Origin of the sequence: Natronomonas moolapensis 8.8.11 (genome assembly GCF_000591055.1) — an archaeon.
Lineage (GTDB): Archaea > Halobacteriota > Halobacteria > Halobacteriales > Haloarculaceae > Natronomonas > Natronomonas moolapensis.
Genome location: NC_020388.1, coordinates 1,708,146 through 1,727,161 on the forward strand (window position 1 = coordinate 1,708,146; position 19,016 = coordinate 1,727,161).

Below are 19,016 nucleotides of genomic sequence, written 5' to 3' on the forward strand. Positions count from 1 at the left end.
CTAGAGACGGTTCTCGCGTCCGGGGTCGACGTCGACCGCGTCGACGGGGCAGACATCGACACACAGCATACAGTCGATACACTGAGCCTCGTTTGTCGGGTTCGCTTTCCGCTCGCTTTCGGGGTGTTCGGGGGTTTCGACCCATTCGAAGACGTCGACGGGACAGTCCTCGAGGCAGGCACCGTCCGCGACACAGATGTCGAAGTCGACGGCGACGTGTGTGCCGCGGACGCCGAGTTGCTCCGGGGGCTCCGTCGGCCCCCAGACATCGACACCGTGTTCCGTCCCCTCGTTTTCGTGCGTCTCCTCGAAGTTCGGGTCGATCGCCATTCCTACCGATACGGTGGGTTCCCCGAAGTTAAATCTTGAGTGATCGGAAGCGATTTATCCGTCCGATTACGGGTGGGCGAAGTACGCGACTGACTCCTCGCCGTCGTGGCGGTCGATCCGGGCGAAGCCGATCCGCTCGAACTGGACCACGTCGTCGGGGTCGTACGCCCCGATACCGGGTTCGGCGCGTCCGATCTCGTCGCCGTTCATCGTCCGGAGTCGAAGCGGGATGCTCCCGTCGGCCGGCACCCAGTGGATCACGTTTACGTCGCCCTCACGGACGATGGCGATGTCGTCGTCGGTGACCTCGAAGGTGTCGCCGTCGTACCGGACCGGCCCGAGCCCCTTCAGCCACACCGTTTCGCCCGCATCGGGGACATCGTCGGGTTCGATCCGAACCGCGCCGCCGACCGGGATGTGTCTGCGCCCGCGGTCCGCGTGGTCCGGATGGACGGGTGGTTCGGCGGTCTCTGGGGCACCGTCGATGGGTGTCTCGATCCCGTCGCGGACGAAAAAGAGCCGATCGGCGTCGTCGTCGATCAGGTCGCGGTTCTCGGCGTAGATCGAGGACATCGCGAGATCGACGTTCGAGGTCGACGTCCCGAGTCCGACCATCGCCTCGACGATCGCCTCGCCGCGGACCCCGCGGCGTCGGAGGCTCGCGACCGTTGGCGCGCGCGGGTCGTCCCACCCGTCGAGGCTGCCCTCTGCGACGAGCTCCTTGATTGTCGACGTCGACAGCTCTACGTCGTAGGCGTCGAGTTGGACGTGGCCCCAGTGGAGCACTTCGGGGTACTCCCACCCGAAGTAGTCGTAGACGAACTCCTGTCGCTTCGCCGAATCCTGGAGGTCGATGCCGCGAACGATGTGGGTAATCCCGAACTCGTGGTCGTCGATCCCCGACTGGAAGTCCAGCATCGGCCAACAGCGATAGGACTCGGCTTCCGGCCGCGGGTGCGGCGTGTCGACCATCCGGAACGCGACCCAATCGCGCAACGCGGGGTTTTTGTGTTCGATGTCGGTCCGGACGCGAAGCACCATCTCGCCGGCGTCGTACTCGCCGTCGACCATCGCCTCGAACTCCGCGTGCGTCGTTTGGCGGTCTTTGTCCCGATGGGGGCAGGCTTCCCCGTCGTTTTTCAGCGCCGAGAAGGACGCCCCGTCGCAGCTACAGGTGTAGGCACCTCCTTCGTCGATCAGTCGCCGGGCGTGTTCGTAGTACGTCTCGACGCGGTCGGAGGCTTTGACGACGTCGTCGGGCTCGAACCCCAAATACTCGATCGAGGAGAGGATCTCGTCGTAGGCATCGAGATCGGGCCGTTTCGTCTCCGGATCCGTATCGTCGAACCGACACAGCATCCAGCCATCGTACAGGTGTTTGTACGTACCGATTACCGCCGGCATCCGGGCGCTTCCGAGGTGCCAGGGGCCGTTCGGGTTCGGCGCCAGCCGCATCCTGATCTCCCCGTAGGAGTCGGCGTTCGGGAGGTCCGGGAGCCGCTGGTTGTCCTCGTGTTCCTCGGCTGCCAGTTCCTCGAGCCGCTCCGGGGCGAGTTCTTCGAGCCGATCTCGTTGTTCCGACGTCGAGCGTTCGTTGACCGCCTCGATGACGGGGGCGATGACACCCAGAATCTCGTCCCCGTGGGGCCTGAAATCGGGGTTTTCGCCCATCATCGGCCCCATGATCGCACCGACCTGCGCGTCGCTGTCGTGTTTGAGCGCGTTGAACAGCGCGGCGGTTTCGGCCGCACGCTCTACACGTTCACGAAGCTCTCGTTCCATCGGCCGCGACTACTGGGGGAACCACCAAAACATCGCGGGTTTCTCGCGATCCGTTGGGGGGCAAGCAGGCGGATCTAGGGGGAGATCCGACAGCGGTGATCCGCGCGAGCGCCTCGACCGGCTGTCGGCTCGAAGTCAGTTCACGGAGAACGCTGCCCCTGCTATCGCACATAAACATTCGGGAAAGCACCGGCTGACGGAGACGGGTCAGTAGGTCCGCTCGACGAGGTAGTCGGCGATGCCCGCGAGGAGTTCACGCGACTCGTTCTCCGGCAGCACCTCGAGTCGGTCCTTGCCGCGCTCGATGAGGTCCATCGCCATCTCCCGGGCGAAGTCGATGCTCCCCGCGTCCCGGAGCCGTTCGAGGGCCACCTCGATTTCGGCGTCACTCGGGTCGGCAGGGACCAGCTCCTCGACGTCGATACCGTTGTTCCGGGCGTGTAGCGTGACCGCGGTCCGCTTGCCCTCGACCAGATCGGAGCCGCGCTGTTTGCCGAGCTCCTCGCTGGGCGTCGTCAGGTCCAACAGGTCGTCTTGAATCTGGAATGCCCGCCCGACGTCGAGGCCATACCCGTGTAGCGCCTCGATCGTCTCCGAGTCGCACCCGAGCAGGATGGCCGGGATCGACGCGGCGGCCCCGTACAGGACCGCAGTCTTGTACTCGATCATCTGTAGGTACTCCTCGGTCGTCACGTCGCTGCGGCTCTCGAAGTCGACGTCGAGAGCTTGCCCTTCACAGATCTCCGTACAGGTCGTCGCTAGCTCGTTGAGCGCGTCCACGCTCCTGTCCGCCGGGGCACCAGTCTCGAGCATATACTCGAACGCCTTCGAATAGAGCGTGTCACCGGCCAGGATCGCGGTTTCGAGGTCGTACTCGCGGTGGACAGCCGGCACGCCCCGTCTGAGGTCGTCGTCGTCCATGATGTCGTCGTGGATCAGCGTGAACGACTGGATGACCTCGATCGAGACGGCGGCGGAGAGGACGTCGACGCGCTCGCCGTTCGGCGTCGGGAAATCCCGGTAGCCCGTCGCGGGTGCGTCCGTCCCCGAGATCGATTCCGCCACGAGCAACAACACCGCCGGGCGGAGGCGTTTACCGCCCGCGTCGAGCAGGTACCGCGAGGCCTCATAGAGCCGCTCCGGCTTTTTGACCGGCAGCTGTTCGGCGATCGCATCGTTGACGATCGCACGCCGGTCGACGATAGCCGATTCGACGCGTTCTGGGTTCGTCATTCCGTAAGCTGGATGATGTTGCCGTTCTGGGTGATGTGGAGGTCGTCACCGACGTTGTAGCCCTGGCCGCGGGCCAGATCGACGTACGGCGAGAAGCCTTTCATGTCCTGGTGGGCCGGAACGATGTTCTCCGGCTGGAGCGCGTCGAGCATCTGGTAGTGGCCCTCGGTTTGGAGGTGCCCGGAGACGTGGATATCGTCGTAGATACGCGCACCCTGCATCCCGAGGAGCGTCTCGGCCTGATAGCGTTGGCCCTCGTTGGTCGGTTCGGGGATCACCCGGGCCGAAAAGATGACCTTGTCGCCGTCGTCGAGTTCGTACGGCGTCTCACCGCGGGCCATTCTCGTCAGCATCGCCCGCGGTTCGCCCTGGTGGCCGGTGACGACCGGGAGGTAGTTTTCTTTGCCCTCGTTCATGATCCGTTTGAACGTCCGGTCGACGGATTTGCGGTGGCCGTACATCCCCAGATCGTTCGGGAAGTCGATGAAGTCGAGCCGTTCGGCCGTCCCGGAGTACTTCTCCATCGAGCGGCCCAAGAGGACGGGTTGACGACCGATGTCGTCGGCGAACTCGACGAGGGACTTGACGCGGGCGATGTGGCTCGAGAACGTGGTCGCAACGATGCCGCCGTCGTAGTCCTCCAAGGAGTACATAACGTCTTTCAGCTGTTCGCGCGCAACGGACTCCGAAGGCGTCTTGCCCTTCTTGCCGGCGTTCGTGCAGTCCTCGATATAACAGAGCACGCCCTCGCGACCGATCTCGCGGAAGCGCTCCATGTCGATGGGATCGCCGATGACAGGGCTGTGGTCCATCCGCTTGTCGAGGCCGTAGACGACGGCCCCCTCCGGCGTGTGCAAGACCGGGTTGATCGCGTCGATGATGGAGTGAGTCACGTTGACGAGTTCCAACTCGCAGTCCTCGCCGATGTCCATCGACTCGCCGGGGTCCATCTTGATGAGGTCGTTTTGGACGCCGAATTTCTCCTCGCTTTGGATCTCCTGTTTGACCAACTCGATGGTGAACGGCGTCGCCACGATCGGCGCGTCGTACCGATGTGCCAACTTCGAGATCGCCCCGATGTGATCGAGGTGGCCGTGGGTCGGCACGATGGCCTGTACGTCTCCCTCGATGTCGGACATGACGCGGTCGTCCGGGATCGCGCCCATGTCGATTAGATCCAGGCTGTGCATCCGTTCGGTCTCGACGTTGTCGTGGATGAGAACCTTCGAGAGGTTCAGCCCCATATCGAAGATCACGACGTTGTCGCCGGCGCGGACCGCCGTCATCTGTCTCCCTACTTCCTCGTAGCCGCCGATAGTTGCGATTTCGACTTCCATGATTTGCCTCCGAGAGGACGATCGTCGACCCGACGGCTGGGCGGCCGGCCATATACACGGCCGTCTGTGACGGACGCGACACCGACGGATCGGTGCGCCGACGGTCGGAACCGGCGAGGCGTTCGATCGGACGACCCGATCGCGTGGCCCCGTCAGCCGTCTCCCGCCCGCAACTGCCGGCCGCCCGCCCGGATCCGGGGCGACCGTCGCTCGGTTATCAGGAGGTTCGAACTCGGGGTTTAAAAACTAGTGGGTTGACCGACACGGTCACTCTATTTCGGTCCCGGGGTCGCCGCCGCCGGCGAACGCCTCTAGCCCGTCCAGATCGAAGACGTACGCCGACGCGTCGAGCGACAGCAGTTCGCGGACCTTGCCGGCCATCCCCCCGGTGACGTCGGTCGAGTCGCTCGCGCCAACCGCGTCGGCGACGTCGTCGAAGGAGCCGATCCGCTCGATGACGTCCCCGTCGGCGTCGTAGACGCCCGGAACCGACGAGCAGACCCCAACGCGGTCGGCGTCGAGCGCGCGAGAGAGCGCAACGACGAGTTCGTCGCCGGAGACGATCGTCGCCCCCGCGTCCGCGTGGACGATCGTGTCCCCGTGTAACACCGGGACGAATCGCTCTTCGAGCATCGCCGCCGCCGGAGTGGTTTCGAGCCGAAGCGTCCCGTCGGCGGCCCGGGTCGCCGCCGAGAGCGGATGGACGGGAAGGGCGGACACCCCGGCCTCGACCAGTGCCCCGACCACAGCTTCGTTGAGCCGCTTCATCGCCCCGTGAATCGAGCGGATTGCACCGTCGTCGTGTGTCCCCTCCGCGCTCGAAACGCCGTGCTCGGCCGCGTAGTGGTGGCCAAAGCTCCCGCCACCGTGGACGACGACGACGCGGCCGGGGATCGTCGCCACGGCTTCGGCCGCCCGTTCGAGCGCCCCCGCGTCGATCGTCTCCGGCGTGCCCTTTTGTGTGACGACGCTCCCGCCGAGTTTCAACACGGTCGTTGTCTCCAGACCTGCTTCGGACCGGTCCGGCGCGTCTTGCTCCGGCGTCATCGCTCGACCCGAACCCCCTCGGTGTCGAGTTCGGCGCGGAACGCGTCCGTACAGCCCGGCGTGTACTCCAGAGCCGTGTGGGTCTGTTCGGTCCGATCCAGAGCGACGATACAGCCGCCACCGCCCGCGCCGGTGAGCTTCGCGCCGAGGGCGTCGGCCTCCCTGGCCGCCCACACCATCGTATCGAGCGAGCGCGCGGAGACGCCGAGCGCGGACAAAAGCCCGTGGTTGAAGTCCATCAGCCGACCGAGCTCCTCGACGTCGCCGTCGCGCAACGCCGCCTCGCCCGCCCTGACGAGGTCGCCGATCGACTCGACCGCGTCGGCCGCGAAGCCGTAGGTGTGTTTCAGTTCCCGGACGCCGGCCACGAGTTCACCGGTGTCGCCGGTGTTGCCGTCGTACCCGACCACGAAGGGCAGCGTCGGGACCTCTCCGAGCCGCCGACAGTCCTCGCCCTGTACGCGGACCGCCCCGCCCATCGCCGAGCAGAACGTGTCCGCCCGCGAGGCCTGGCCGTCCTGGACGTCGTACTCGACCTGATACGCCCGGTCGGCGAGTTCCTCTGACGACAACTCGGCGCCGAGTTCGCGCGTCGCGGCGTCGATCCCGGCGACGACGACGGCCGCCGAGGAGCCGAGCCCCGCCCCCAGCGGGATGTCGCTTTCGACGGTCACGTCGAACCCGGCCGCCGGTTCCCCGGCCGCATCGAGCGCCTGCGCTATCGCCCCGTCGATGTATCCGGTCGCCGCCTCCACCAGCGGCGCCGGGACGTCGACGTCCGGCCTGGTGTCGGTCTCTCCCCCCCAAGTGACAGTAAACCCATCGAGGGTCAGATCGTTCGCCCGCACCCGGAGCCGTTCGTCCTCGCGCCGCTCGACTGTGACCCGTGCTCGGCGCTCGATGGCACACGGAACGGCCGGTTCGCCGTAGACGACGGCGTGTTCGCCGAAGAGATACACTTTGCCCGGGGCGCTCGACGTGGTCATACCGATGGCTCGTGGGGGCCGAACAAAAAGAGTACCCGAACGCGTCCGGGATCGGTCGTTTCGCTCGGTTCGGCCCGAAAGCGGTTCACGGCGTCGACGAGACGCCTCGCGTCCCGGTCGCACGCCAGAACGCGGAGCAGTCCGGAGACGGGCCTAGATCGCGTCCGCTGCGTTCACCTGTCGTCCGTGTTCGTATCGCCACCGTCCATGTCCATATCGCCGTCCGCCCCGTCGTCGCCCTCGATGAACCGTTCTCTATAAAACATCGCCAGGTCCCGATCGAACTCCTCGAACGTGATGATGTCTCCGTCGCCGTACGCGTCGAACTCCTCGACGAACGCCTCGGCGTCGCCCCGGTCGGCGAACGGCGTCGGGTTCCGCATCATGACGTCGTCGACGTGGTCGGGGTCGGTCACGCGGACGAAGAACGCGTCGGACGCACGCAGGCGGTCGCCGGTCTCGAAGCCGGTAACCCACGCGGCCTCGAGGTCGGAATCGGGACCGTCGAACCGGTCGGTGTAGGCGGTGTACGCCGCCAGACAGCCGGACGTGTCGAAGAACGCCCGATCCCCGTTCGTGTGGACGAGCTGTGCGTTCCACTCCGGGTACTCCGCCGGTATCATGTTACAGACGGGACAGGAGACGTCCTCCGGGAACGCGACCGGTTCGCCCAGGTCGGCCTCGGCGTTCGCGTCCCCCGTCTCGTCGCCTCCGCCGTCGGTTTCTCCGTCTTCTTCCTCACCGGACCCGTTTTCCGTCCCGTCACCGCCGCTGTCCGCCGGGGCGTCGCCGTTGCCGGTACACCCCGCCACGCCGACGAGGAGCCCGGCACCCGTCGCGGCGAGCACGTCGCGTCGTGTCGACACTGTGTGATCCATGTCTGACATGAGTATGGCTACGAAGCCACTTCAAAAAGGTAGTCTGGTGCGTTCGTACAACGAACCACGGCCGAGTCGTCGTTGCGGCCGGGGAGATCCGGGCGTCGCCCCGGCCCCGTCGTTCAGTGTCTCTATATCCCGTGTCACGCGACGGTACGACGGAAACGCACAAGCCGCTGGCGCTCACAGGTCAGCTGTGTCGATCGAACTGCGCCGCCACGTCAGCGCGCTCGTCTCGGACTTCGCCGCGGCGTACGGCGAGGTCGACCTCGTTCGCCGGCGCGTCGAGTGCGGCCCGGCAGAGCGCGACGCGGTCGTCGATTCGTTCGAGTCGTTCGGCGTCGTCGGCGGTGCCGGAGTGTTGATCGTGCGGGACGGGGCGGTGTTGTTGGCCAGATACGAGCGCGCCGACGGCTGGATCGAACCCGGCGCGGGGCGGCGCCCCGGCGAGTCCTACACCGACTGTGCGAAACGCGGCGTCCGGGAGACGGCCGGAACCGAGGCCGCGATCGAGGGGCTTGCAGGGGTGCAACTCGTCTACCTCGACGATCCGACCGATCGACCGCCGGTTCCGAACCCGTACGTCGCGTTCAGGGGCTCGATCGCCGGCGGCGCACCGGTTCCGGACGCGGACGCCACGGCGACGGAGACGACCGGTTCGGAGCCGAACCCGGAGGCGGACGGCGTCCGAACGCCGGGAGACGACCCCGCGGCCACCGGGGGACCGTCCGTGACACCCGACGGGACGCCCGTAGCGCTCCGGTGGGCCGAGGAACTGCCCGAGCGACTGGCTTACGACCAGCTTTCGGAGCTTCCGCTCGGTGGGCGAGGCGAACAACATATATAAACCGGGCGTCGCACCGCCCCCGAAGAAGCGATCCCGCTACGGTTCCGTCTCGAAGTCCTCGAGCGCGTACGCCGGCTCCGCGCCGCGGCGATCCAGCGTCTCGTTGGCGAGCAGCCAGTAGACGACGCTCAGAGCCTTTCGTCCCTTGTTGTTCGTCGGGATCACCAGGTCGACGTTCGACGTCGTGTTGTTCGAGTCACACATCGCGATGACCGGGATGCCGACGGTGATGGCCTCCTTGACGGCCTGGGAGTCGCCGATCGGGTCGGTGACGACGACGACGTCGGGTTCGATGTAGCCGTCGTAGTCCGGGTTCGTCAGCGTGCCCGGGATGAACCGCCCGGTTCGGGCGCGCGCGCCGACCGCATCGGCGAACTTCTCGGCCGGGAACCGGCCGTACTGCCGCGAGGAGGCGACCAGGATCTGCTCGGGGTTGTAGTTCGAGAGGAACGACGCGGCCGTCCGGATACGGCTGTCGGTCCGGGAGACGTCCAGGACGTACAGCCCGTCGGTTCGGACCCGGTGGATGAACCGGTTCATCGACTTCGTCTTCTGTTGGGTCCCGATGTGGACGCCGGCCGCGAGGTAGTCCTCGACCGGAATGAGAAGGTCGGCCTCGTCGTCGGGCATGACGTCCTCGTCGAGGACCGGTTCCCCGTCGGCGTCGTCTGCCTCGGGGTCGGATTCGGCCGACTCGTCCGCCTCCGCGGCGGTGTCGGCGGGTGGTTCGTCCGTCGTGGGGTCGGCCTCGGCCTCGTCGAGTTCCCCTTCGAGCTCGTCTTCGAGCTCGTCGAGTTCCTCGTCGATTTCGGTGGCGTCGACTCCCTCTTCGTTGTCGCTCATGCGTTTGCCTCGATTCTAATGAGTTCGTTCAGCTTTGCGGTTCGCTCGCCACCGACTGTCCCCGTCTTGATGAAGGGGGCGTCGACCGCGACGGCGAGGTGTGCAATCGTCGTGTCCTCCGTTTCGCCGCTCCGGTGAGAGACGACCGGGTCGTATCCGTTCCGGAGCGCCAGCTCGATCGCGTCGAAGGCGTCGGTCAGCGTCCCGATCTGATTCGGCTTGATCAGGATGCTGTTTGCCGCCCCCGACTCGATGCCGCGCTCTAGCCGCTCCGTGTTGGTCACGAACAGATCGTCGCCACAGACGAGCGTCCGATCGTCGGCTCGCTCGGTCAGTTCGGCGAAGCCGTCGTAGTCGTCCTCGTCGAGCGGGTCCTCGACGTAGACGAGGTCGTAGTCGGCTATCAGCCCGGCGATGTAGTCGAGTTGTTCGTCCGGGCTTCGAGTGTCGTCCCCGTAGTGGTAGGCGCCGTCCTCGTAGAGCTCCGCACCGGCCACGTCGAGTCCGAATCCGATCTCGAAGCCGAGGTCGTCGGCGACCGACGACGTCGCCTCGTCCATAATTTCGAACGCTCCGCCGTCGTCGATCGACGGGGCCCACGCCCCTTCGTCGCCCTTGGCGGCCGGTATCCCTCGATCAGCGAGGATCTCGCCGACCTCGGCGTGGACCTGAGCGTTCGCGAACACCGCATCGGACACCGAGGGCGCACCGACGGGTGCCGCAAGGAACTCCTGGATGTGGGTCGCGTCGGCGGCGTGTTCGCCGCCGCCGATGACGTTGCCGAGCGGGGTCGGAAAGTCCCGTCCACGGAAGGCACCGCCGAGGTGTTGATACAGCGGTGCGCCGAGGACGTCGGCGGCGGCCTTCGCGGCCGCCATCGAGATCGCGACGGCGCTGTTGGCGCCGATCTCGGAGAAGTCGTCGGTGCCGTCGGCCCCTCGAAGCGCGCCGTCGACGCCGCGTTGGTCGCCGGCGTAGATCTGTCCCTCGAGGCGCGGCACCGCGACCTCTCGGGCTTTCGCGATCGCCTCCTCGGCGGGCCGCTCGATGGCCTCGTACTCGCCGGTCGAGGCACCCGAGGGCGCCGCCCCCCGGCCGAAGCCGCCACTTTCCGTCCGGATCTCGGCCTCGACGGTCGGGTTGCCCCGACTGTCGAGGATCCGTCGAAGCCGGACCTCGGTGATGAGCGTCATTGCTCCCCCCGCCTGACGGTAAAGGGGAGCGCGTTCGCATCGTACTCCTCGGCCGCGACGAGGATCGGCTCGGTCTGGTCGGTGTCGATGAGTACCGGCGCGCCGTAGGACACCTGCAGGGCTCGGGCCCCCAGGATGCGTGCCTTCTCGTATCGGTTCGTCCCCCTCATTGGTAGGGTGAGACGATGTCGACGAGGTCCTTGTGCGAGACGAGCATCCGCCGACAGCACGCCCGCTCGACGCCGAGTTCGTCGAGCACCTCGGCGGGGTCCTCGTCGCCCTCGCGGGCGCGCTCTTTGAACTCCTCCCAGTGCTCGCCGACGACGCTACCGCACGTGAAACACCGTACCGGTACCATCATACCTTCATCACCTCAGCGGTAGGATTTCTGGTAGCGGGCCCGCGCGCCGGGACCGCCCCACTTTTTCGGTTCGGACTGCCGAACGTCGTTGACGAGCAACGATCGGTCGAAGGACATGAACGCGTCCCGGAGTTCGGCGTCGTTCGTGTACTCGACGAGACCGCGGGCGACCGCGGTTCGGATCGCGTCCGCTTGCCCGGCGAAGCCGCCACCCGAGACGGTAACGTCGATATCGACGTTCCCGCGCAGGTCCTCGTCGGCGATGCGGAACGGTTCGAGCATCTTCAGCCGCGCCTGCTCCGGTTCGACGAGCTCGACCGGTTTGGAGTTGATCCGAACCCGGCCGTTCCCGCCGGACACCGTCGCGCGGGCGACAGCCGTCTTCTTTTTGCCTGATGTGTTCGTTACCATGTGACGTTAGCACCCAAGTTCTCGCTGATCTCTCCGAGCGAGACGAATTTGATGTTCGAGAGTCGATCCAGGGACGTGCCGTCGAGCACCTCCGGTTCGACCTCGTCGTCGCCCTCGTAGGCGTCGCCGAGGTAGATCCGGACGTTCTCGAACGCCTCGCGTCCCCGCGTCGTTTTGTACGGCAGCATACCGCGGACGGCCCGTTTGAACAGCCGATCCGGCCGCTGGGGGTACTGCGGCCCCCGATCGGAGCCGACTTCGCGTCGCGTCCGGTAGACGGACATGACGTCTTCCTCGCCGCCGGTGATGACCGCCGCCTCGGCGTTGATCACCGCGACGCGTTCGCCCTCGAGGGCGAGTTCGGCCACCTGCGATGCGACACGGCCGAGAATGCAGTTGCGGGCGTCGATGACGACGTCCGCGTGGAACTCCGCGTAACTCATCGGATCACCCGCACGTCCGCACCGTCGGGGTTGTTTTCGAGCGCTTCTTCGAGTTCGATCGCTTCGCCGACGTCGTCGATCTTCGTCTGGGCCGTCGACGAGAAGTCGACGGCTGCGACTGTGACCCCCTTTCGGAGGGCACCGGACCCGAGCACCTTGCCGGGCACGATCACTGTCTCGTCCTCCTGTGCGTACCGCTCGATGCGGCCCAGGTTGACTTCAGCGTGCGTGCGCCGGGGCTTTTCGAGGCGCTCGGCCACATCGCTCCAGACCTCGCCACCGCCGCTGCGGGCGGTCGACTTCAGGTCGGCGATGAGACTGGACAGCCTCGGGTTCGTTTTGCTACTCATCGTTGTTGCTCCTGAGAAGTGGATGCAGGGAGCAGGATTTGAACCTGCGGACCTCTACAGGACAGCGCCCTGAACGCTGCGCCGTTGGCCTGACTTGGCTATCCCTGCTCGCAGTAGTGCGTTCTTTGTCCCCGATAAAACCCCTTTCGGTCGACCCGGGCGCCGAACGCGCGGTTGTACCGCCGCTCGGACCCGGATCGGCCGTGTTCGTGGGGGTATCTGAGGACATCGGATGTGTTTAGAGTTGGACTGCGGCTTCGAGTTCGTCAGCCCTCGTCCGAAGCGATTCGACCGCTTTCAGGACGAGTTCGTCGACGGTCATCGAGCCGTCCGTCTCGACGTCGAAGACGAACGCGTTCGGGACGTCCTCGACCGAGACTTCGCGGTCGGGGTATCGGTCGCTGAGGTCGTTGTCGAACGACGCCGTCTCGACGAGTTCCCCGTCGTCCTCGATGACGCCGCGGATGATCTCCGGATCGTCTTCGGCGAACTCGTCGCGGTCGTCGCCGAGGGCGACCCGCTGGAGGTGTCGGTAGCCGACGGCGACCCCGCCTTGGTGTTTGGCGTGATCCTTCCCGTAGCCCAGCTCCGCGTCGGCTTCGAGTTCGAGCCGCTGGCCCTCCTTTAGATCGATGATCGGGACGTTCTCCTCGGCCGGCTGGACCTGTCCATCGCTGGAGACCAGATCGCCAGAGTACGCCGTCGCCGGCCCCTCGACGTCGATCGCCAGCGTGACCGTTTCCTCCGGCTCGTAGTCGTCCGGAGTCGTCAACGGGATCAACCCGAGCCGGAGCGCGATCTGCTCGTCGAACATCACCGAGGAGTTCTCGATGACGCGAACCGTATCGACCGACAGGGTCGGAACGTCGGCGACCATCGCCCGGCGGATGCCGTTGGCGAACGCGGGCGAGATCCCCCGGACGAGAAAACGCGCGCTCCGTTCGTCCCGCTCGATGAACGTTACGTCGTACTGGCCGGACATGTTAGAATCCGGCGTTCTTCGGGGCGCGAGTCCCGTCGTGTGGAGTCGGCGTCACGTCCTCGATGCGACCGATCTCGAGTCCGGCCCGGGCCAGCGCACGGATCGTCGCCTGCGCACCGGGACCGGGGTTCTTCTGTAGGTTGCCGCCGGGACCGCGAACGCGGACGTGGACGCCGTCGATGCCGGCCTCCTGGACGTCCTCGGCGACGACCTCCGCCATCTGCATGGCGGCGTAGGGCGACGCCTCGTCGCGGTTCTGCTTCACGACCGTACCGCCGGACGACTTGACGATCGTCTCGGCGCCGGTCAGGTCCGTTACGGTGATGATCGTGTTGTTGAACGAGGCATACACGTGTGCGATGCCCCAGGTAGTATCGTCTGCCATCGTTATTGTCCCTCCGCCCGTTCGGGGTGGAGATCGTCCGCGAGCGGGCTCGTCTCGTCGAACTCGAGTAGGTCCTCCTCGCCGACGTCGACCTTCGTCGACGGGGCGCTAATGCGGGCGCCGTCGACGGTGACGTGGCCGTGAGCGATGAACTGCCGGGCCTGCTTCGGCGTGTTGCCGAGGCCCTTCCGGTAGGCGACCGTCTGGAGGCGGCGCTCGAGAATGTCCGTCTCGTCGAGCGAGAGGACGTCGTCGAGGCTGTCGCCCTCGTCGAGGACGCCGATCCGTTTCAACCTGGCAAGGAACTCGCTGCCGGCCTCGGCGGCCGACTCGGTGTCGCCTTGAGCCTCGCCGATGAGGCGTCGAGCCTCGCGGCGGTAGTCGCGGAGCTCCGATTGGGCCCGCCACAGCTCTTCTTTGTTCGCCAGGCCGTATCGGGAGACGAGATCGCCTTCCGCGGCGATCCGCTCGCCCTGGAAGGGGTGATTCGGCGTTTCGTAGAACTTGGTGTTGTTTCCGAGTGCCATTATTCGTCCTCAGCGGCCGCTTCCTCGGCCTGTTCTTCTTTGATCGCCTCGACGTTGACGCCGATCGTTCCCTCCGTTCGGCCGGTGGACTTCGTCCGCTGGCCGCGGACCTTCTGGCCGCGTTTGTGTCGGACGCCGCGGTAGGTGTCGACCATCTTCATTCGGTTGATGTCCTGCCGGCGGCTCATATCGAGGTCGTTGCCGACCTCGTGGGTGGTCTCGCCGCTAAAGAAGTCCCGCTGGTGGTTGGTGAGCCACTCGGGGACCTCGTCGGCGTACCCCTGGACGAGATCGACGATTCCGTCGATTTTGCTCTCGTCCAGTGCGCCGATCACGTCACGGCGATCGACGTCAGCTTTGTCGGCGATGATGCGAGCGGCGCGGCGACCGACGCCGTTCATGTCGGTCAACGCCCGCTCGACGCTCTTCGTCCCGTCGAGGTCGGTCTGGCCGATTCGGACGAAGTACTGGATGTCTTCGCCGTCTTCGTCCGCGTCTGGTTCTTCCGTGCTCATGTGTGGTTGGGTTAGCGTCGTGGCGGGGATTTGAACCCCGGAGGCTTGCGCCACAGAGTTAGCAACCCTGCGCCTTGGGCCATGCTTGGCTACCACGACTCGCGTGTGCGTATCGTCGCCCTCTCGGACTCGGGGTCGACACCCCTGCATCTATTGCAACCGTCGATACCCGACCCCGGTACTTAAACCGCACGGAACGCCGGTCGGCGTGGGAGCCGTACCCGAATCCAGTGTGGAGACCGTACCCGAATCCAGTGTGGAGACCGTACCCGAATCCAGTGTGGGAGCCACGCCCGAGACGACGCCCGGAACTACCGGTTCCGGCCGCCGTCAGCGCGGCTCCGGCTCTGTGTCTCGTTTCGGTCGACGACCTCACGCCGCCGGACGATCCCCTGCATGTCCGCCGCCTTCCGGGCAAACTGCTGAAATGCGTTGGCGGTGTCGCCCCCGTCGAGAACGATCGGGCGACCACTGTCGCCGCCCTCCCGGACCGCAGGGTCAAGCGGCAGGCTGCCCAGAAACGGCATATCGACGTCGGCAGCGAACGTCTCGCCGCCGCCGCTGCCGAAGATGTCGTGCTCGCCGCCGCAGTCCGGACAGACGAACCCGGACATATTCTCGACGATCCCCAACACCGGCGTGTCGTGCTCGCCGAACATCCGGAGTCCCTTTCGCGCGTCGTCGAGGGCGACCTGCTGGGGCGTCGTCACGATCACCGCCCCGGAGACGGGAACCGACTGCAGAAGCGTCAGCTGTGTGTCCCCGGTGCCGGGCGGCAGGTCCACGACCATGTAGTCGAGCGCGCCCCACTCGACGTCCTCCCACAGTTGGGTTAACACCTTGTGGACCATCGGCCCCCGCCAGATCACGGGGTCGTCCTCGCCGACGAGGAAGTCCATGCTCATGAGTTTCATTCCGTACTTTTCCGGCGGGACGATCGTCTCCTCGCGGGTCGCCTTCGGTTGGGCGTCCGACTCGACCATTCGCGGCACGTTCGGCCCGTAGATGTCGGCGTCGAACAGCCCGACACGGGCACCCATCTCGGAGAGCCCCGCGGCGAGGTTCACCGCGACCGTCGACTTCCCGACGCCACCCTTTCCCGAGGCGACTGCGACGATGTTCTCGACGTCGGGCAGGATCTGCTCGCCCGTCTCGAGGCCCGTGTCGATGGTCGCCGAGAGGTCGACATCGCGGTCGACGTCGGCGAGCGCATCCCTGACGTCCCCCGCGAGCGAGGTTTCACTCGGCGAGTACGGAGCACCGAGCGCCAGGTCGATCGAGATCGTGTCCGAACCGATCCGGACGTCGTTGACCAACCCCAACGAGACGATGTCGTCCTCGAGGGTGGGGTCCTCAATCCCCGAGAGGCGGTCGAGAATCTCGTGTTTTTCCATAGGTGTGGTAGGTCCGCACGCGGCGATAAGAGTTGTGACCCCGAGTTCGCCCACGACGTCGTGTGGTCCACACAGTCACGGACCGCATGCTCTGCTCGCGTACCGTCGGCTGGCGACCGCGGTCGTGCCGACCCCGGCGGGCGACAGTATATACACGCCGACGCCGAACAACCGACGTGGCGCTCTTCGATTCACTCCTCGATCCGGCCGACAACGAGACTGTCGCCGCGGTCGCGCTCGCCGTCGCTGGCGCGGAACGCGACCTCCACGGGGCGATCCAAGCCCACTACGAGGCCCTCGGCGTCGAGCCGCCCGACGACCGCCCCCCGGTCGACGCGCGCGTCGAGCAGTTACGGCGACTCGTTCGCCACCACGTCGAGGGCGATCTGTGGGGCTACTTCCTCGCAGAGGCGGCCCCCGAGGGGCTAGAGCGTCCCGAGGAGGTACGGGCCTTCGCCGGTCTGGACGACGACGCGTGGGCAGACCGACTCGACGCGCTCGCCGACGCCGCCCCAGAGGGCGCGGGTGGGACGGCCCGCGAGCGGGCCGACACAGTCGTCCGGAGCCGCTTCGGCGTCGACCTCGAAACGTTCGAGACACAGGTCGTCGACTGGCGGCCCGAGCGGACGCTTCGGCGGGCGATTCGGGGACCCATCGACGACGACGTCGAGCGGCTCCGGGCGGCGACAGACGCGATCGAACACAGCAAGTAGCTCCCCGCGGAAGCGATCACCGGCCCGACCGCCCGGACTAATCGAAGGCGTACAGGCTGCCGTCGGTGCTGCCGACGTACACCGCGTCGCCGGCCAGTGTCGGTGTCGCCCGCACCTCCCCGTCCGTTCCGATCCGCCACCGCTCCGTGCCGTCGTCCCGACGGTAGGCCACGACGCTCCCGTCGCGCCGGCCGACGCAAACGCTGTCGGCGACCGACGGCGGCGTCGTGATCGCCGTTCCGGCGTCGACCCGCCAGCGCTCGCTGCCGTCGTCGGCGTCGAGTGCGTACACGCGCCCCGCGTCGGTCTCGGTGCCGACGTAGACGACCCCGTCGACGACTCCCGGGGTCGTCGCGATGCCGTTGGTTTCGGACGCCCACCGTTCACCCCCGTCGATGGCGTCGAGGGCGTACACCGTCTCGTCATTTCCCCCTATATAAATGGTGCCGTCGGCTGCCGCCGGCGAGGACAGTACCGGCTGTTCCGTCCCGACCCGCCAGCGCTCGGTGCCGTCGCCGGCGTCGATCGCGTACACCGCCGAGTCCCACCCGCCGACGTAGACGACCTCGTCGAGGATCGCCGGCGACGAGATGACTCGGTACGCCGTCCCGAATCGCCAGCGCTCGGCTCCGGTGTCGGCGTCGATCGCGTACACGCGGCCCTCGGTCGCGCGGGTAGCGGCGTACACGACGCCCTCGGAGACGACGGGGGCAGCGTCGACCGGGCCGTTCGCGTCGAAGTGCCACCGTTCGCCACCGTCGTCGGCGTCGAGGGCGTACAGGCGGTCGCCCCTCGTGCCGACGTAGACGGTCCCGTCGACCACCGCGGGCGCCGAGCGGACGGCACCGCGCACCTCGGCCGACCACAGCCGCACCCCGTCGGTTGCGTCGACAGCGTCGACCCGCCGGCCGCCGCCGACGTAGACCACCCCCTCGACGACCGCCGGCGAGGCATAGACGGGACCGTCCGTCCGGACGCGGAATCGTTCCGCGGGCTCGGCGTCGACCGAACCGGCGGCGTCGGCGTCGCCGGTGTTCCGTCGGTCGTACTGAAACGTCGGGGCCCCGCCGACGGCGGGATCGAGCGGCGCCTCGCGGGTGGGTTCCTCGGAGCCGTCACCGAGACAGCCCGCGAGGGCGCCCGCGCCGCCGGTTGCCAGCGTCAAGAGTGCTCCCCGGCGGGTCGGTCGAGCCGGAGGATTCACGCCGTCGACCTCCGGTCTCGGGGGGCAGTTCGGTTCACGTATCTCCATCTACCGGCGGGAAAACAAACGCTTGTCGGCGCGGCGATGGGGGCGGGGCGGTTTCAATACCCTTTTGCCGCCGCGACCAGTTCCACCGGGTATGGCAGACTTTCAGGTCATCGTCGGCGACGACGACGGGACCACCTACTCGTTCGAGGTGGACGGACAGGACGCGAACCGATTCATCGGGCGCTCGATCGGCGAGACGGTCGACGGCGATGCCGTCGGCCTCTCCGGCTACGAGGTCGAGATCACCGGCGGCTCCGACCAGTCCGGCCGGCCGATGCACGGCGAGGTCTCGGGGGCCGAAACGACGACGCTCCTCTCGACCGGCGGCGTCGGCTTCGAGCCGACTGTCGACGGCGAGCGAAAGCGCATCACCGTCCGCGGGGCGGAAGTCTCCGAAGAGACGCGCCAAATCAACGCGAAGGTCGCGAGCCGAGGCGACGAGTCGGTCGAGGAACTGCTCGGCGACGACGAGGACGAGTAACGCCCGCTTCATGTTCGAGCAGCCTTCGGCGAGCGCAGCCGTTTCCGGCCAGTCGGTCGGGTGGACGCTGTGAGCGACGCCGACGCGCCGGACCGACACGAGGCGTTCCTCTCGGGGGAGCGTCCCGACGACGTCCTGATTTACCTCCACGAGGCGGGCGTCGGATCGATCGAGCGGCTGGCCGACATCGGGGTTCGCGTCGACGACGGGGTCGTGTTGGTGCTGCCGGGCGAGGAGGGACAGGCGGCGTTCGAGCGCGCGACCGGCCTCGACGCGATGGACTTCGCCGGGACGGCGATGGACACCGATGGCGACATCGAGAGCGACTGCACCGGCGGTACCTGCCCGGACTCCGAAGAGTCGGGCGAACACTACGCCACGTTCGTCTTCGCGTTCGTCGAGGAGCGAAACGAGGCCGTCGGCGGGATCTACGCCGAGGGCGACGTCCGACACGGATACGCGGCCTGCGCCTGCGGAACGACGTACTCCGAGAAATCGGTTCTCGACGGCGAGTGACGCCGGAGCGTTGCGCCTGGCGACGAGCACTAGATAAATACTGTCGGCCATCCGAACCGATCCGTGCTGGTCTTTCGTCGAGTCCTCGCTCGTTCTGTCGACGTCACCGACGTTTGATCCCGTCGTCAGAAGCCGCCCGGCGCCGAGTGGTCTAACCGTCTTCGAGGGTGATACTGGTGGACGAAATCAAATAACACCGACTCACGAGTG

The 19,016-nt window shown here is 66.8% G+C and carries 24 protein-coding genes and 2 tRNA genes; 4 read left to right on the plus strand and 22 right to left on the minus strand.

Features of this window, described 5'->3' with window-relative positions; all coding sequences use genetic code 11:
- The 7 genes from NMLP_RS08230 to NMLP_RS08260 all read right to left on the minus strand — a co-directional run bounded on the left by NMLP_RS08230 (position 1) and on the right by NMLP_RS08260 (position 7,602).
- Entirely contained in the window at positions 1-330 is a 330-nt protein-coding gene (locus NMLP_RS08230; RefSeq protein WP_015409656.1) for a 4Fe-4S dicluster domain-containing protein, read from the minus strand.
- 66 nt (positions 331-396) lie between these two features.
- Positions 397-2,112 (minus strand): glutamate--tRNA ligase, encoded by a 1,716-nt coding sequence (locus NMLP_RS08235; protein ID WP_015409657.1) that lies wholly within the window; start codon positions 2,110-2,112, stop codon positions 397-399.
- A gap of 207 nt (positions 2,113-2,319) precedes the next feature.
- Positions 2,320-3,345, minus strand: a complete 1,026-nt coding sequence (gene idsA3, locus NMLP_RS08240) for a geranylfarnesyl diphosphate synthase (RefSeq protein WP_015409658.1) — start codon at positions 3,343-3,345, stop codon at positions 2,320-2,322.
- Positions 3,342-4,682: a ribonuclease J gene (locus NMLP_RS08245; RefSeq protein ID WP_015409659.1), complete on the minus strand. Its 1,341-nt coding sequence runs from the start codon at positions 4,680-4,682 to the stop codon at positions 3,342-3,344. The genes idsA3 and NMLP_RS08245 overlap by 4 nt, the downstream gene beginning before the upstream one ends.
- A gap of 267 nt (positions 4,683-4,949) precedes the next feature.
- On the minus strand, positions 4,950-5,729 hold the full coding sequence (locus NMLP_RS08250) for an isopentenyl phosphate kinase (RefSeq protein WP_015409660.1): 780 nt from the start codon (positions 5,727-5,729) through the stop codon (positions 4,950-4,952).
- A complete protein-coding gene (gene mvk / locus NMLP_RS08255) occupies positions 5,726-6,715 on the minus strand; it encodes a mevalonate kinase (protein WP_015409661.1) in 990 nt (329 codons plus the stop codon). The genes NMLP_RS08250 and mvk overlap by 4 nt, the downstream gene beginning before the upstream one ends.
- A gap of 173 nt (positions 6,716-6,888) precedes the next feature.
- Entirely contained in the window at positions 6,889-7,602 is a 714-nt protein-coding gene (locus NMLP_RS08260; protein WP_015409662.1) for a nitrous oxide reductase accessory protein NosL, read from the minus strand.
- Between the two features lie 187 nt (positions 7,603-7,789).
- Between NMLP_RS08260 and NMLP_RS08265 the strand changes: the two genes are divergently transcribed.
- Positions 7,790-8,440, plus strand: coding sequence for an NUDIX domain-containing protein (locus NMLP_RS08265; protein ID WP_015409663.1), 651 nt, complete (start codon positions 7,790-7,792; stop codon positions 8,438-8,440).
- A 36-nt stretch (positions 8,441-8,476) separates the two neighbouring features.
- Here NMLP_RS08265 and rpsB read toward each other — a convergent pair whose 3' ends face one another.
- The 14 genes from rpsB to NMLP_RS08335 form a co-directional block, all read right to left on the minus strand.
- Positions 8,477-9,283 carry a 30S ribosomal protein S2 gene (gene rpsB / locus NMLP_RS08270; RefSeq protein WP_015409664.1) on the minus strand — a complete coding sequence of 269 codons (807 nt, stop codon included), beginning with the start codon at positions 9,281-9,283 and terminating at the stop codon, positions 8,477-8,479.
- Positions 9,280-10,476: a phosphopyruvate hydratase gene (eno, locus tag NMLP_RS08275; RefSeq protein ID WP_015409665.1), complete on the minus strand. Its 1,197-nt coding sequence runs from the start codon at positions 10,474-10,476 to the stop codon at positions 9,280-9,282. The genes rpsB and eno overlap by 4 nt, the downstream gene beginning before the upstream one ends.
- Positions 10,473-10,646, minus strand: coding sequence for a DNA-directed RNA polymerase subunit K (locus NMLP_RS08280; protein ID WP_015409666.1), 174 nt, complete (start codon positions 10,644-10,646; stop codon positions 10,473-10,475). The genes eno and NMLP_RS08280 overlap by 4 nt, the downstream gene beginning before the upstream one ends.
- The gene (locus NMLP_RS08285) at positions 10,643-10,837 is read right to left on the minus strand and encodes a DNA-directed RNA polymerase subunit N (protein ID WP_015409667.1); all 195 of its coding nucleotides are present in this window, start codon (positions 10,835-10,837) and stop codon (positions 10,643-10,645) included. Before NMLP_RS08285 ends, NMLP_RS08280 begins: the two co-directional genes overlap by 4 nt.
- A 12-nt stretch (positions 10,838-10,849) precedes the next feature.
- Complete coding sequence (locus tag NMLP_RS08290; RefSeq protein ID WP_015409668.1) at positions 10,850-11,248, minus strand: 30S ribosomal protein S9; 399 nt, start codon at positions 11,246-11,248, stop codon at positions 10,850-10,852.
- A complete protein-coding gene (locus NMLP_RS08295) occupies positions 11,242-11,691 on the minus strand; it encodes a 50S ribosomal protein L13 (RefSeq protein WP_015409669.1) in 450 nt (149 codons plus the stop codon). Before NMLP_RS08295 ends, NMLP_RS08290 begins: the two co-directional genes overlap by 7 nt.
- Positions 11,688-12,041: a 50S ribosomal protein L18e gene (locus NMLP_RS08300; protein ID WP_015409670.1), complete on the minus strand. Its 354-nt coding sequence runs from the start codon at positions 12,039-12,041 to the stop codon at positions 11,688-11,690. The genes NMLP_RS08295 and NMLP_RS08300 overlap by 4 nt, the downstream gene beginning before the upstream one ends.
- Before the next feature lie 23 nt (positions 12,042-12,064).
- Positions 12,065-12,149: transfer RNA gene (locus NMLP_RS08305), tRNA-Leu, on the minus strand.
- 130 nt (positions 12,150-12,279) lie between these two features.
- Positions 12,280-13,023 carry a DNA-directed RNA polymerase subunit D gene (locus tag NMLP_RS08310; RefSeq protein WP_015409671.1) on the minus strand — a complete coding sequence of 248 codons (744 nt, stop codon included), beginning with the start codon at positions 13,021-13,023 and terminating at the stop codon, positions 12,280-12,282.
- Position 13,024: 1 nt separating this feature from the next.
- Positions 13,025-13,408: a 30S ribosomal protein S11 gene (locus tag NMLP_RS08315; RefSeq protein ID WP_015409672.1), complete on the minus strand. Its 384-nt coding sequence runs from the start codon at positions 13,406-13,408 to the stop codon at positions 13,025-13,027.
- A 2-nt stretch (positions 13,409-13,410) separates the two neighbouring features.
- Positions 13,411-13,935, minus strand: a complete 525-nt coding sequence (locus NMLP_RS08320; RefSeq protein WP_015409673.1) for a 30S ribosomal protein S4 — start codon at positions 13,933-13,935, stop codon at positions 13,411-13,413.
- The gene (locus NMLP_RS08325) at positions 13,935-14,450 is read right to left on the minus strand and encodes a 30S ribosomal protein S13 (protein WP_015409674.1); all 516 of its coding nucleotides are present in this window, start codon (positions 14,448-14,450) and stop codon (positions 13,935-13,937) included. The genes NMLP_RS08320 and NMLP_RS08325 overlap by 1 nt, the downstream gene beginning before the upstream one ends.
- A 15-nt stretch (positions 14,451-14,465) precedes the next feature.
- Positions 14,466-14,549 (minus strand) — tRNA-Ser (locus NMLP_RS08330).
- A gap of 212 nt (positions 14,550-14,761) precedes the next feature.
- Complete coding sequence (locus NMLP_RS08335; protein ID WP_015409675.1) at positions 14,762-15,844, minus strand: Mrp/NBP35 family ATP-binding protein; 1,083 nt, start codon at positions 15,842-15,844, stop codon at positions 14,762-14,764.
- A gap of 176 nt (positions 15,845-16,020) precedes the next feature.
- Between NMLP_RS08335 and NMLP_RS08340 the strand changes: the two genes are divergently transcribed.
- Positions 16,021-16,557 carry a hypothetical protein gene (locus tag NMLP_RS08340; protein ID WP_015409676.1) on the plus strand — a complete coding sequence of 179 codons (537 nt, stop codon included), beginning with the start codon at positions 16,021-16,023 and terminating at the stop codon, positions 16,555-16,557.
- 37 nt (positions 16,558-16,594) lie between these two features.
- On the opposite strand, the gene NMLP_RS08345 is transcribed toward NMLP_RS08340, so the two are convergent.
- Positions 16,595-17,722, minus strand: coding sequence for an outer membrane protein assembly factor BamB family protein (locus NMLP_RS08345; protein WP_160169589.1), 1,128 nt, complete (start codon positions 17,720-17,722; stop codon positions 16,595-16,597).
- 178 nt (positions 17,723-17,900) lie between these two features.
- Between NMLP_RS08345 and NMLP_RS08350 the strand changes: the two genes are divergently transcribed.
- Together NMLP_RS08350 and NMLP_RS08355 are read left to right on the plus strand one after the other, a co-directional pair.
- Complete coding sequence (locus NMLP_RS08350; protein ID WP_015409678.1) at positions 17,901-18,290, plus strand: 30S ribosomal protein S6e; 390 nt, start codon at positions 17,901-17,903, stop codon at positions 18,288-18,290.
- A gap of 69 nt (positions 18,291-18,359) precedes the next feature.
- Positions 18,360-18,806: a DUF5807 family protein gene (locus NMLP_RS08355; RefSeq protein WP_015409679.1), complete on the plus strand. Its 447-nt coding sequence runs from the start codon at positions 18,360-18,362 to the stop codon at positions 18,804-18,806.
- Positions 18,807-19,016: the final 210 nt, after the last annotated feature.